Here is a 12,646-nt window from a genome sequence, read left to right as displayed (position 1 = left end):
CTGAAGGATTAGGTGTGTGAATACCCACAAAAGGATGGTGCTATGAAAATAACATTACTGGTTGCCCTGCTTTTTGGTTTGGTGTTTTTAACGACCGTCGGCGCTGCCGAGAAAACCTTAACGCCGCAACAACAGCGTATGACGACCTGCAACCAGCAGGCGACAGCAGAAGCACTGAAAGGGGATGCCCGTAAAACCTATATGAGTGATTGCCTGAAGAACAGCACGTCTGCGCCAGGTGAGAAAAGTCTGACTCCCCAGCAGCAGAAAATGCGTGAGTGTAATGTCCAGGCGACAGAACAATCTCTGAAAGGGGACGATCGCAACAAGTTTATGAGTGCCTGCCTGAAAAAAGCGGCCTAGTGCCCTACGCTAAGCTGTAGTGCTAACGGGTGAGAGGAGAAAATCGCTCACCCGAAATATCATACTTTCTCCGCTAGCTTCGTCTCTATAATTTGGGAAAATTGTTTCAGAATGTTCCCAAAAATTATGAATGATGAAAGCTTTTACAAAAAAACGGTAGCACCGGGTGGAGAGCCCGCCATACCGCCTCCCAATGACCACCAGCGTTCCGGGTTACGCTTCGCCCGGCGAGTCCGGCTGCCGCGAGCAGTAGGACTGGGATGGATGTTCTTCCCCATCTCTGCCGCACTGGTTGATCAGTCTGTCGCGGGCGGGTGGTGGCTATTTTTGGTGGGTTGGGCTTTTGTCTGGCCGCATCTGGCATGGCAACTGGCGAGCAAAGCCATCGATCCTTTAAGCCGTGAAATATACAACTTAAAAGCTGACGCGATTCTTGCGGGGGTTTGGGTCGGCGTGATGGGCGTCAATATCCTCCCCTCGACGGCATTACTGATGATGATGTGTATGAATCTGATGGGGGCTGGCGGTGTGCGGCTGTTTGTCGCCGGGATCGTACTAATGATTGTTTCTAGCCTGGTGACATTGCAGCTAACCGGTATCACTGTGGCTTTTGCCAGCGCGCAACTGGAATGGTGGCTCTGCCTGCCTGTGATTGTGATGTACCCGTTATTGTTTGCCTGGGTCAGTTACCAGACGGCGACGAAACTGGCGGAGCATAAGCGCCGGTTGCAGGTGATGAGTACGCGGGATGGCATGACGGGCGTCTATAATCGGCGTCATTGGGAAATTTTATTACGCAACGAATTCGATAATTGTCGCCGCTATAACCGTGACGCCACGCTGCTGATCATCGATATCGACCACTTTAAGAGTATCAATGACACCTGGGGCCACGATGTCGGTGATGAGGCGATTGTTGCCCTGACGCGACAACTACAGATGACCCTGCGCGGTAGCGATGTTATTGGTCGCTTCGGCGGTGATGAGTTTGCGGTCATCATGTGCGGAACCCCTGCGGAAAACGCCATTGCCGCAATGACGCGGGTACACGAAAGGTTAAGCGCATTGCGTTTACCTTGCGCACCGCAGGTAACGTTACGTATTAGCGTGGGGATTGCGCCATTGACCTCACAACTCGGACACTATCGTGAATGGTTGAAATCCGCAGATATCGCGCTTTACAAAGCAAAGAACGCCGGACGTAACCGCACCGAAGTGGCGGCCTGACGTCCAGCGATATCCTCAGGATTTACTGAGACTCTCCGACTTTTCCATACACTTCGCCATCGCTTCGATTACGGCGGCACGAAAGCCTCGTTCTTCAAGGATCCGAACCGCTTCGATGGTGGTGCCTCCCGGTGAACACACCATGTCTTTTAACTCTCCAGGATGTTTACCGGTTTCCAGAACCATTTTCGCCGATCCCATAACGGCCTGCGCCGCGAATTTATATGCCTGAGTGCGCGGCATCCCTCCCAGTACAGCGGCATCCGCCATCGCTTCAATAAACATAAAGACATAGGCTGGCGAAGAGCCGCTGACGCCGACAACCGGATGGATCATCGGTTCTGCAATGATCTCTGCTTCGCCAAAGCAACGGAAAATATTCAGCACGTCGGCGGTGTCTTCCGGGGTGACCAGGGCATTTGGCGTCACGGAGGTCATACCGGCATTGACCAACGATGGCGTGTTTGGCATCGCGCGAATAATTTTACGATCGTGTCCCAACGCCCGTGCGAGCTGGTCGAGGGTGACCCCCGCGGCAATCGAGACGACCAGCGAGTCTTTGCTCAGGCTGGAGGTGATTTCACTCAGCACTTTAATCATAATGGCGGGCTTTACCGCGCCAAAGACGATATCGGCAACCTGCGCCACTTCTTGTGCGGTCTGCGCCGCGTTAATGCCGTACTGCTCATGCAGGGCGGCAACCTTGTCGGGGGAGGGGGTATAGACCCAGATTTGCCCCGGGAGAACCTGGCCGCTCGCAATCAGACCGCCAAGAATCGCTTTTCCCATGTTGCCACAACCGATAAAACCGATTTTCTTCTCCATCGTGTCACTCCCCCCTGGGTGATATTCATTGTTTTGATGAGTAAAGCGTAGCTTAACGCGGAATGAGAATGTGCAGAAGGATAAACAGCACTTTGACGGAAGGCAAAAGCACGAGACAATGTGAAAATGCACATCAGTAAGGAGCGATTATGACAATATGGGTGGACGCTGACGCGTGTCCGAATGTAATCAAAGACATTTTATACCGAGCCTCTGAGCGGATGCAGATGCCGTTGATTCTGGTCGCCAACCAGAGTTTACGTGTCCCGCCATCACGACTTATCCGCACGATGCGTGTACCGGCCGGTTTCGATGTGGCGGATAATGAGATCGTACGCCAGTGTGAACCCGGCGATCTGGTTATTACGGCGGACATTCCGTTGGCTTCCGAAGTCCTGGAAAAAGGGGCTGCGGCGTTAAACCCGCGCGGAGAGCGGTATAGCGAATCAACCATCCGTGAACGTCTGACGATGCGTGATTTTATGGACACCTTACGCGCCAGTGGGATCCAGACCGGCGGTCCGGATAGTCTTTCTCCACGCGATCGCCAACATTTCGCTGCTGAACTGGATAAGTGGTGGCTGGAAGTTCAGCGCAGGGCGCGTTAACTGCAATTTTATCTTTACACTTCACTACCTGCGATTTCTTGTTATAGTAAGGACGTACGGTATACCACATTCTTTTTGGAATGATTTATTTACACTTAACGATGTACTAGTTTGGTGGTATGATTATTACTTTAACGATATCCGATCCCGCATGTTTGCGGCTCTCCTGGGAACGCCCGCTATGACGCAACCTCTTTTTCTTGTTGGCCCACGAGGCTGTGGTAAGACAACAACCGGTATGACGCTTGCTCAGGCGACCGATTACCAGTTTGTTGATACCGACCAGTGGTTGCAGTCGCATGTGCAAATGACCGTAGCGGAGATGGTCGAGAGAGAAGGGTGGGACGGTTTTCGTGCCAGGGAAACGACGGCGCTTGAGGCGGTCACCGCACCGTCAACGGTTGTGGCGACCGGTGGCGGGATTATTCTTACGGAATATAACCGTCATTACATGCGTAATAACGGCATTGTTTTCTATTTATGCGCTCCGGTGTCGGTATTGGTTGATCGCCTGGAAGCGGCGCCGGAAGAGGGGCTGCGCCCCACCTTAACGGGTAAACCATTGGGCGAAGAGGTGCGGGAAGTGCTTGAACAACGCGACGCGCTATACCGTGAAGCGGCGCATTACATTGTTGATGCGACGAAAAATCCGGACCAGGTGGTGGGCGAAATTCTCGCGGCACTGTCGCAAGCGCAACTCCGTCGACAGGGTGGCGTCTATACTTAAAGTTCATCCCGTTGTTAAAAAGGAGGAACCATGCCGAACAGTCCCCTCTACCCGCGAAAAGCCTGGATTGTCACCCTTGAAAAAGGGATGCCAGGCCAGACGGCGCTCCGCTACCAGCTTCGGGCCGATTATCCCAAACCAGACTCTTTGATCAGCGAGCACGCCAGCGAAGAAGACGCACTGGATGCCAAAAAACGCTATGAAGACCCTGATAAAACCTGATGCCATCACGACTCAGAAAGGACTCTGAGTGTGCCTGGATCACATTAATCACACTCTGTAGCGTTCAGCTAAAACTGAAAATTAAACGATAACAATACAGTACTGGAATTAATTGGAATCTTTACACAATACGTCGCGTAACTGCTGCTACGCTTTTGGGCATTTGTAGCGCAGGTAAGTGTTCGTATATTTACCGGGAATTAACGACGAAGTATAAGAAGGCGGAGCATAAAAATGAGTGCGTCGTTGGCTATTCTCACTATTGGCGTCGTGCCAATGAGTGAAGTCTTACCTCTCCTAACCGAGTATATCGATGAGCAGCATATCGCTCATCATAGTCTGCTGGGAAAAATGTCGCGTGAGGAGGTGATGGCGGATTATGCCGTGGCGCCCGGTGATGACCCCCTGCTGACGCTGCTCAGTGATAATCAACTTGCTCATGTATCCCGCCAGAAAGTGGAACGGGATCTACAAAGTGTGGTTGAAGTGCTGGATAACCAGGGCTACGACGTGATCCTGTTAATGAGCACCTCGTCGATCAACAACATGTCGACCCGTAATACAATTTTGCTGGAACCTTCGCGCATTATCCCGCCGCTGGTGGCCTCGATCGTCGAAGGGCATCAGGTAGGGGTGATTGTTCCGGTTGAGGCGTTACTGGAAGCCCAGACCCAAAAATGGCAGGTATTACAGACGCCGCCGGTCTTTTCGCTGGCGAACCCCATCCACGGTTCGGAACAGCAATTGATTGATGCGGGGAAGGCGTTGCTGGAACAGGGCGCTGATGTTGTCATGCTCGATTGCCTGGGTTTTAACCAACGTCATCGTGATTTGCTGCAAAAAGCGCTGGATGTTCCGGTTTTACTTTCTAATGTCTTGATTGCGCGACTGGCGTCGGAATTACTTGTTTAATTTTGCGTGACAGGCTGAAGGTCAGGCCCCTATATTGAGAATTAACTTAATCATGAAACAGGGCCCGTTTATGCTACAAAGCAATGAGTACTTTTCCGGTAAAGTGAAATCAATCGGTTTTACCAGCAGCAGTACTGGCCGCGCCAGTGTTGGCGTCATGGCGGAAGGTGAATATACCTTCAGTACTGCAGCACCGGAAGAAATGACCGTGGTCAGCGGCGCGTTGAATGTTCTGCTACCGGGTGAGACCCAGTGGAAAGTGTTTGCCGCAGGCGAGGTGTTTAACGTTCCCGGCAATAGCGAATTTCATCTGCAGGTGGCAGAGCCGACCTCCTATCTTTGCCGCTATTTGTAATGCGATTCCCTCTCCATCGGGAGAGGGAATACCGCGCAACTAGCGTTGCGCTTCGCCACCCAGTCCTTCGACCAGACTCTTAATCAGAGCAGCTAACTCGCCGGTCATCAGGATAAAGTCGGCATCAAAACGTTGGGCAAAATCTTCCCTGTCGATATCTTCGTTTTGATCGCGCAGCTCATCGCAGAACTTCAGGCGTTTGATCGAGCCGTCGTCGCACATCAAAAACTGGATCCGTTGCTGCCAGTCAAGCGCCAGTTTGGTGACCACTTTACCCGCTTCAATATGATTGGCGATTTCGGTGCTGACCAGATCCTGCTTCTTCGCGCGGATCACGCCTCCATCTTCGAGCATGGCTTTCAGTTCGGCTTCATCCAGCAACTGGAATCCCTGAGCAACCGTACCGGAACGCACCCACTCGGTGAGTGTTAATTCGATAGGATTTTCCAGCGTCAGCGGAACCACCGGCAAGGAACCGAGGCACTTACGCAGCAGCGCCAGCGTATCTTCCGCTTTTTTGGCGCTTGCGCAGTCGACCATGATCAGGTCATTCACCGTGTCTATCCACATCATTGTCTGGTTAAAACGGCTAAAGGCGCGCGGCAGAAGGGAGTGCAGCACTTCATCTTTCAGCGAATCTTTTTCGGTCTTCTTCAGCTTGCGACCCTGTTCGGCTTCCAGTTTGGCGATTTTCGCTTCCAGCGCCTGTTTGATAACCGGCGCAGGCAGGATCTTCTCTTCTTTGCGCGCGCAAATAATAATTTGGCCATTGGCGGTATGCGTTAATGCATCGCTGTGCGATCCCATCGGCGGTACCCAGCCCATTTTTGCCATATCCTGGCTACCGCAAGGGGTAAACGTCATCGAGGATAGCTGTTTTTCCATCTCCTCAGCACGCAAAGAAACGTCGCGGCTAAGACGGTAAACCATTAAATTTTTGAACCACAGCATGATAATTTCCACGGCCTTGTCGTTAAATACAGCGGGTATTTATACCCAAATAGTTCGAGTTGCAGGAAGGCGGCAACGCAGAGAGCCCCGGGAGCTTACTGAAGTAAGTGACTGGGGGGAGCGAGGAAAGCCGCCGCATCTGCAACTTGAAGGATGCCGGGTATAATAACGAATTGTCGACGGGCTTGCATTGCCAATCAGGAAGCTCGCTTCTACTCTGTTGATATTTCATAAAATGAGGAACGTCGTGTGCGTATAGGTATTGATTTGGGTGGGACCAAAACAGAGGTGATTGCGCTCGGCGACGCGGGGGAACAGTTGTTTCGCCATCGTCTGCCCACGCCGCGCGACGATTATCGACAAACCATTGAGACCATTGCCAGCTTGGTGGAAATGGCTGAACAGGCGACCGGCCAAACGGGAACGGTGGGGATGGGGATCCCGGGGTCCATATCTCCCTACACCGGGGTGGTGAAAAACGCCAACTCTACTTGGCTTAACGGTCAACCGTTCGATAAAGATCTGAGTACGCGCCTTAACCGTGAAGTTCGGCTGGCGAATGACGCCAACTGCCTGGCGGTGTCTGAAGCCGTGGACGGCGCGGCGGCGGGCGCACACGCGGTTTTTGCCGTGATTATCGGCACCGGATGTGGTTCTGGCGTGGCGCTGAACGGCCGTGCGCACATTGGCGGAAATGGCACGGCGGGCGAGTGGGGACATAATCCGCTGCCGTGGATGGACGAAGACGAGCTTCGCTATCGCGCTGAAGTCCCCTGTTATTGTGGTAAACAAGGCTGCATTGAAACGTTTATCTCCGGGACCGGTTTTGCCACGGATTACCATCGTTTGAGCGGCAACCCGCTGAAAGGCAGTGAAATTATTCGACTGGCGGAAGAACAGAATGCAACAGCGGAACTGGCGCTGAGTCGCTATGAGCTACGGCTGGCGAAATCGTTGGCGCATGTGGTGAACATTCTTGACCCGGACGTTATTGTTCTGGGCGGCGGGATGAGTAATGTCGACAGGCTGTACCAAACGGTGCCGTCGTTAATCAAACCGTTTGTTTTTGGCGGCGAGTGCGAGACGCCGATTCGTAAAGCGCTGCATGGTGATTCCAGCGGCGTGCGCGGGGCGGCCTGGCTGTGGCCGCAAACGTGATAGTTTAACCCGTTGCCGGATGGCGCTGATATGCCTCCGGCAACATACGGGTTATTCCACCGCAAACATCCTGTCCAGCTTGCTGTAGCCCAGTCCATTGATCTTCTTCACTTTGATCTGCACGGGGATCCGTTCTTTCATCGCTTCGACATGGCTTATCACCCCGATGGTTTTACCTGTTGCGTTCAGCGCATCCAGCGCATCCAGCGCGGTGTCCAGCGTTTCGCTGTCCAGGGTGCCAAATCCTTCATCAAGGAACAGGGAGTCAATTCGCGTTTTGTGGCTGACCAGATCCGACAACGCCAGCGCCAGCGCCAGGCTCACGAGGAAACTCTCGCCGCCGGAAAGCGTACGGGTGTCGCGCACGGCATCGGCTTGCCAGGTATCGACCACTTCCAGCTCCAGCGCTTCACTGGCTTTTCGTTGCAGCAGATAGCGCCCGTGCAGGCGCGTCAGCTGATTGTTCGCCAGCCAGACCAGGTTATCCAGCGTGAGCCCCTGGGCGAATTTGCGGAATTTATCGCCCTCTTTAGAGCCGATGAGCGCATTGAGATAGCCCCAGTCTTCCACCTGCTGCGCGGCTTTTTCTATCTCCAGCATCAGTGACTGCTGCTGCTGACGATTGTCGGCATCCTGCTTAAGCTGTTGGCGGATTTCGCCCTGGCGGGTGGCGTTTTCCCGCAACTGGGCGTTGACCTGCGCCAGTGCCTGTTGGATCTGTTCCACCGTGAGGGTGAGGTCCAGCGCGTCGGGAGGCTGCTGCTGGTGACCCGCGAGCGTGTGGACGGCCTGTGCGGCTAATGTTTGCGCCTGCTGTAAATGGTTTTCCAGTGACTGCCGGAGTTGCTCAAGACGGTTAACGGTTTCATCATCCAACAAGGCGGCGAGGAACGCGGCCTGGTCATCGAAGACACTGGCCTGCAACGCGGTGTTGAAATGGGTCTGAGCGTCTGCGGCTCGTTGTGTTTCCTGCGCTTCCTGCTGCTGCAACGTTTGCCATTGGCTCTGTAACGAAACGCACTCGTCATGGACCTGTCGCCAGTTTTCCAGAGACAGAGGGGCGCTGTCGTCGACGGCGATATCGGTCGCCGGCAGCGTGTCCAGCAGCGGGGTTAATTGGGCTATTCGCGTTTGCAGCTCGGTCAGTTCCGTCTGACGGCGTTGCCACGTTTGCGCTTCCTGCGTTCTTGCACTGAGCCAGGACTCTTCCTCACCTTCGCCAGGCAGTGACAGCGCGTAGCGCGTCACTTCGGCTAACAGCGACGCGTGGCGTTGCGCGATCTGCTGCTGAAACTGCATCACCTGCTGCGTGTCTGCCGCGATTTGCGCCATCAGAACGTGACGTTGACTCAACTGGTGCAACTGGTGCTCGTATTCATCCTGCGCACTCAGCCAGGGCGAAATATCGTCCTGCGGCTGCAGTGAAATTTGCAGGCTGGCGCACAGCGTTTGCCATTCCTGAGTAAGTGCTTGCTCTTCTTTTAACAGCGTCTGCGCTTCGCTTTCGTCACGCTGTAATTGCTGCGTGAGGGTGTCGAGTTGCCCGCGCAGTGTGGCACCTTCTTCTGCCAGCGTTTTGACCTCTTTTTCCAGCGAGTCGCGCCGTGCCTGATTCACACCGGGTTCGAGAGCCTGATAGACCTCTACGGCAGGGTGTTCGGTGGCTCCACACAACGGGCACGGCTGACCGGATTGCAGTAACGCGCGCTGGCTCTCAAGGTCTTTGATCCGCGCTTCCTGCTCGCAAATCGTTTTTACATCAAGGAATTGCTGATTTTTCTCTTTATAACGCTGCCGCTTTTCCTCAAGCGTGGTATTACGCTGAGCCTGTTCCTGCTGGCTGTGTTGAATCGCGGCCTGTAGCTGTGCCAGCCGTTTCTGTTTTGGCGCGATCTGTCCGTGGAGCGAGGCGAGGCGCTGGCGCAACGGGCGAAGCTCAGCATGCTGTGCGAGTGCTTGCGTCACGTCATCGGCGGACAAATCCAGCGTTTGCGCCGGGAGCGCGTCAAGCTTACGGGTGTCGCTTTCCTGCTGCTGTTGCCATTTGAGCAACTGCGTTCTGTCGCCGGACTGCTGTGCAAACAGCGCGCGCCACCCGGCCAGTTCACTGCCCCATAAACGAAAACGATCGTGTTCGGTGAGCCATGCCGTGAGCGTTTGCTGCGAGGCGTGCAGTTCAGCAGACTGGCGCTGGGCATGGGCGCGAAGGCGATTTCGCAAGGATAATGAACTCTGTAAGCGAGTATTCACTTCTTGAATCTGCTGACGTGTGCGGGTAACGGTAGCGGCTTGTTCCTCAATACGTTCCCACAAGGGGCGTAGCTGCCGCGCCGGTTGCGCCAGGTTCAGCGCGGCTAACTGCGGCTGCGCGTTTGCCTGCGCCTCTTGCGCCGACTGTAGCGCCTGCTGGCGACGAGTGACCTCCGTTTGCAACTCACTCTGGCGTGTCAGCCACTGCAGGTGGTGCTGCTGCGTTTGCTGGCGCGTGAGGGACTGTTTTTCTTCGTCAGTAAGTACCTGCAAACGTTCCGTGAGCGCCTGCAACTGCTCCGGGGCGAGCAGGGCGACGCCGCTGGCCTGCGCCTGCAGTTTTTCCAGTTCGGTGCGGGCGGTTTTGTGTTTCTCAAAGACCATTGCCGAAATCTGGCCATAAATTTCGGTGCCGGTCAGCTCTTCCAGCAGTTCGGCGCGCTCTTTAGGCTTGGCATTCAGGAACGCGGCAAACTGCCCCTGCGACAACAGCATAGAACGGGTAAAGCGCCCGTAATCCAGCCCGGTCAGCGTGGCGGTCATCTCCAGCTTGTCTTTGACTTTATCGGCGAGAATTTTTCCGTCTGCGCAGCGCGCCAGCTCCACGCGAGGCGTCTGCAAATTACCGTCTGGCTGATTGCGGGCGCGGTTTTGGCTCCAGAACGCGCGGTAGGCTTCGCCTTTGACCTCAAATTCGACTTCCGCCAGACATTCTGCGGTGTCGCGGGTCATCAGATCGTTTTGTGACTGCGAGAGGGTGCTCAGGCGCGGCGTTTCGTGATACAGCGCGAGGCAAATGGCATCCAGCAGCGTGGTTTTCCCGGCACCGGTCGGGCCGGTAATGGCGAACAGTCCGTTGCTGGCGAAAGGCTCCGCCGTAAAATCGATTTTCCATTCCCCTTTCAGGGAGTTCAGGTTTTTCAGGCGCAGGCTGATGATTTTCATGCGTCATGGTCCCCGGCGAGAGTGTGTAAGGTGGTACTGAACAGCTGGTTGAGGCGTTCACGCTGGGGAACCTCCAGCTCTTCCAGCGCCAGACGACGCTCAAAAACCTCTTCCACGCTCAGTTCGCTCAGGGTTTCGCGTCGCTCATTCGCCATGCTCCGCTCACGTTGTTCCCGACTACGCCGCACCAGCAGAACCTCTACCGGGAGATTGTCGGTTAACGCCTGAATTTTTCGCTGCATATCGTGCAGGTATTCGTCGGTGGTGATTTCGATATCCAGCCACACCGGCGGGTGTTGCGCGACGTTCTTAAACGACGCCAGCTGTTCGGTAATGGCCGCCAAATCGCCTTTCAGCACCGCCAGCGGCTGGGTGACCGGAACGGTGAGGCTTTCTGTTGACTTCAGTTTTCCGTTTTCGAAACTCACCAGATGAACGCATTTGCTTTTTCCGCACTCATCAAAGCTGAGCGCAATGGGAGAGCCGCAGTAACGAATATGCTCCGTCCCGCCAATCACCTGCGCCCGGTGAATGTGCCCCAGCGCGATGTAATCGGCAGGGGGGAAATTTTGCGCCGGAAAAGCATCCAGGGTGCCAATGTAGATGTCACGTACCGCGTCACTTTTACTGGCACCGACGGTCGTCAGGTGGCCAGTGGCGATAATCGGCAGCGGTTGCTCGCCACGCAGTTCGCAGGCCTGCTGATATTGCTGCTGATAATAGTCGGTGATGGCGGTGAGCAGATGCTGCTGTTTTTCGCGACCGCTGAAACCGGCCTGGCTGGTGATGATGTCACGCGGACGTAAAAACGGAATTGGGCACAGCACCGCGCCTGGCGTGCCATCGCGACGGGGAAGATAGTGCGGTTCATGCCCCGCGCTGGCGACCACGGTGGTGTTCAGAAACGCCAGAATCTCGCGTGACTCGTTGAGCGTGGCCACAGAATCATGGTTTCCGGCCAATACCACCAGATGACAGCCTGTTTGCTGTAAATTGACGACAAAACGGTTGTACAGCTCACGGGCATAGCTTGGCGGCGAGCCCGTATCAAAAATATCGCCTGCAACAATGATCGCATCCACCTGCCGGGATTGCGCTGTTTCCAGCAGCCAGTCAAGAAAGGCCTGGTGCTCGGCGGCGCGGCTTTTACTGTAGAAGTTTTGGCCGAGATGCCAGTCAGAGGTGTGTAGGATGCGCATAACAGTTCCATGGCGAAAAAGCGTGAACGGGATTATAACCTTTCAGAGAGGTTAATATCTTGTTTATGGGGTGTCATAAATCAACAATCTGGCGTGGGGATTGACACTTTTTTTCATAAAACTGTCATAAATCTGACGCATAATGGCGCCGCATTGATAATGATGACAAGCAACTCTATAACAGGGCAAATCATGGCGAGACGTATTCTGGTCGTAGAAGATGAAGCTCCAATTCGCGAAATGGTCTGCTTCGTGCTCGAGCAAAATGGCTTTCAGCCAGTCGAGGCCGAAGATTATGACAGTGCAGTGAACCAACTGAATGAACCCTGGCCGGATCTGATCCTGCTGGACTGGATGTTGCCGGGCGGCTCCGGCCTTCAGTTCATTAAACATCTCAAACGTGAGGCGATGACCCGCGAGATCCCCGTCGTTATGCTAACGGCAAGAGGGGAAGAGGAAGACCGCGTGCGTGGACTGGAAACGGGGGCGGACGACTATGTCACAAAACCGTTCTCGCCCAAGGAGCTGGTCGCGCGGATCAAAGCGGTCATGCGACGTATTTCACCGATGGCGGTCGAAGAGGTGATTGAGATGCAAGGACTGAGCCTCGACCCGACATCGCACCGGGTGATGACCGGGGAAAACCCGCTTGATATGGGACCTACCGAATTCAAATTGCTGCACTTCTTTATGACGCATCCCGAACGCGTCTACAGTCGAGAGCAACTGCTAAACCACGTCTGGGGCACCAACGTGTATGTGGAAGACCGTACGGTCGACGTCCATATTCGCCGCCTGCGTAAAGCGCTGGAACAGAGCGGTCATGACCGCATGGTACAAACCGTACGTGGGACAGGGTATCGCTTTTCGACCCGCTTCTGACGCCTTGCCGGCCATCCGGCTG

Annotated in this window: 13 protein-coding genes; 9 read left to right on the top strand and 4 right to left on the bottom strand. The window is 54.6% G+C overall.

Annotation, left to right across the window (positions count from 1 at the left end; all coding sequences use genetic code 11):
* Positions 1-42: 42 nt before the first annotated feature.
* Positions 43-363: a phosphate starvation-inducible protein PsiF gene (gene psiF, locus JM656_RS16555; RefSeq protein ID WP_192611324.1), complete on the top strand. Its 321-nt coding sequence runs from the start codon at positions 43-45 to the stop codon at positions 361-363.
* A 111-nt stretch (positions 364-474) separates the two neighbouring features.
* Positions 475-1,590, top strand: coding sequence for a diguanylate cyclase AdrA (gene adrA, locus JM656_RS16550; RefSeq protein WP_203358712.1), 1,116 nt, complete (start codon positions 475-477; stop codon positions 1,588-1,590).
* 15 nt (positions 1,591-1,605) lie between these two features.
* Here adrA and proC read toward each other — a convergent pair whose 3' ends face one another.
* Positions 1,606-2,415, bottom strand: coding sequence for a pyrroline-5-carboxylate reductase (gene proC / locus JM656_RS16545; protein ID WP_203358711.1), 810 nt, complete (start codon positions 2,413-2,415; stop codon positions 1,606-1,608).
* Between the two features lie 149 nt (positions 2,416-2,564).
* Between proC and JM656_RS16540 the strand changes: the two genes are divergently transcribed.
* The 5 genes from JM656_RS16540 to ppnP all read left to right on the top strand — a co-directional run bounded on the left by JM656_RS16540 (position 2,565) and on the right by ppnP (position 5,239).
* Positions 2,565-3,023 (top strand): YaiI/YqxD family protein, encoded by a 459-nt coding sequence (locus JM656_RS16540; RefSeq protein WP_203358710.1) that lies wholly within the window; start codon positions 2,565-2,567, stop codon positions 3,021-3,023.
* Positions 3,024-3,204: 181 nt separating this feature from the next.
* Positions 3,205-3,750 carry a shikimate kinase AroL gene (gene aroL / locus JM656_RS16535; RefSeq protein ID WP_203358709.1) on the top strand — a complete coding sequence of 182 codons (546 nt, stop codon included), beginning with the start codon at positions 3,205-3,207 and terminating at the stop codon, positions 3,748-3,750.
* Positions 3,751-3,780: 30 nt separating this feature from the next.
* Complete coding sequence (locus tag JM656_RS16530; protein ID WP_192611329.1) at positions 3,781-3,972, top strand: YaiA family protein; 192 nt, start codon at positions 3,781-3,783, stop codon at positions 3,970-3,972.
* Between the two features lie 234 nt (positions 3,973-4,206).
* Positions 4,207-4,884: an AroM family protein gene (locus tag JM656_RS16525; RefSeq protein WP_203358708.1), complete on the top strand. Its 678-nt coding sequence runs from the start codon at positions 4,207-4,209 to the stop codon at positions 4,882-4,884.
* A 70-nt stretch (positions 4,885-4,954) separates the two neighbouring features.
* Positions 4,955-5,239, top strand: a complete 285-nt coding sequence (ppnP, locus tag JM656_RS16520; RefSeq protein ID WP_203358707.1) for a pyrimidine/purine nucleoside phosphorylase — start codon at positions 4,955-4,957, stop codon at positions 5,237-5,239.
* 39 nt (positions 5,240-5,278) lie between these two features.
* Here ppnP and rdgC read toward each other — a convergent pair whose 3' ends face one another.
* Positions 5,279-6,190, bottom strand: coding sequence for a recombination-associated protein RdgC (gene rdgC, locus JM656_RS16515; protein ID WP_192611332.1), 912 nt, complete (start codon positions 6,188-6,190; stop codon positions 5,279-5,281).
* Between the two features lie 249 nt (positions 6,191-6,439).
* On the opposite strand from rdgC, the gene mak reads away from it, so the two are divergent.
* On the top strand, positions 6,440-7,348 hold the full coding sequence (gene mak, locus JM656_RS16510; RefSeq protein WP_203358706.1) for a fructokinase: 909 nt from the start codon (positions 6,440-6,442) through the stop codon (positions 7,346-7,348).
* Positions 7,349-7,399: 51 nt separating this feature from the next.
* On the opposite strand, the gene sbcC is transcribed toward mak, so the two are convergent.
* A complete protein-coding gene (gene sbcC, locus JM656_RS16505) occupies positions 7,400-10,543 on the bottom strand; it encodes an exonuclease subunit SbcC (protein ID WP_203358705.1) in 3,144 nt (1,047 codons plus the stop codon).
* Positions 10,540-11,742: an exonuclease subunit SbcD gene (gene sbcD / locus JM656_RS16500; protein ID WP_203358704.1), complete on the bottom strand. Its 1,203-nt coding sequence runs from the start codon at positions 11,740-11,742 to the stop codon at positions 10,540-10,542. The genes sbcC and sbcD overlap by 4 nt, the downstream gene beginning before the upstream one ends.
* Positions 11,743-11,934: 192 nt before the next feature.
* Here sbcD and phoB point away from each other — a divergent pair, with 192 nt between their 5' ends.
* Positions 11,935-12,624, top strand: a complete 690-nt coding sequence (phoB, locus tag JM656_RS16495; RefSeq protein WP_203358703.1) for a phosphate response regulator transcription factor PhoB — start codon at positions 11,935-11,937, stop codon at positions 12,622-12,624.
* Positions 12,625-12,646: the final 22 nt, after the last annotated feature.

Origin of the sequence: Citrobacter sp. R56, from assembly GCF_016811995.1 — a bacterium.
Taxonomy (GTDB): domain Bacteria; phylum Pseudomonadota; class Gammaproteobacteria; order Enterobacterales; family Enterobacteriaceae; genus Citrobacter_D; species Citrobacter_D enshiensis.
This window is presented reverse-complemented; position numbering and strand designations above follow the sequence as displayed.

Coding starts and splice junctions, on each gene's coding strand:
- adrA (WP_203358712.1), top strand. CDS start 475: ATGTTCCCAAAAATTATGAATGATGAAAGCTTTTACAAAAAAACGGTA.
- ppnP (WP_203358707.1), top strand. CDS start 4,955: ATGCTACAAAGCAATGAGTACTTTTCCGGTAAAGTGAAATCAATCGGT.
- sbcC (WP_203358705.1), bottom strand. CDS start 10,543: ATGAAAATCATCAGCCTGCGCCTGAAAAACCTGAACTCCCTGAAAGGG.
- JM656_RS16530 (WP_192611329.1), top strand. CDS start 3,781: ATGCCGAACAGTCCCCTCTACCCGCGAAAAGCCTGGATTGTCACCCTT.
- psiF (WP_192611324.1), top strand. CDS start 43: ATGAAAATAACATTACTGGTTGCCCTGCTTTTTGGTTTGGTGTTTTTA.
- JM656_RS16525 (WP_203358708.1), top strand. CDS start 4,207: ATGAGTGCGTCGTTGGCTATTCTCACTATTGGCGTCGTGCCAATGAGT.
- JM656_RS16540 (WP_203358710.1), top strand. CDS start 2,565: ATGACAATATGGGTGGACGCTGACGCGTGTCCGAATGTAATCAAAGAC.
- aroL (WP_203358709.1), top strand. CDS start 3,205: ATGACGCAACCTCTTTTTCTTGTTGGCCCACGAGGCTGTGGTAAGACA.
- proC (WP_203358711.1), bottom strand. CDS start 2,415: ATGGAGAAGAAAATCGGTTTTATCGGTTGTGGCAACATGGGAAAAGCG.
- rdgC (WP_192611332.1), bottom strand. CDS start 6,190: ATGCTGTGGTTCAAAAATTTAATGGTTTACCGTCTTAGCCGCGACGTT.
- sbcD (WP_203358704.1), bottom strand. CDS start 11,742: ATGCGCATCCTACACACCTCTGACTGGCATCTCGGCCAAAACTTCTAC.
- phoB (WP_203358703.1), top strand. CDS start 11,935: ATGGCGAGACGTATTCTGGTCGTAGAAGATGAAGCTCCAATTCGCGAA.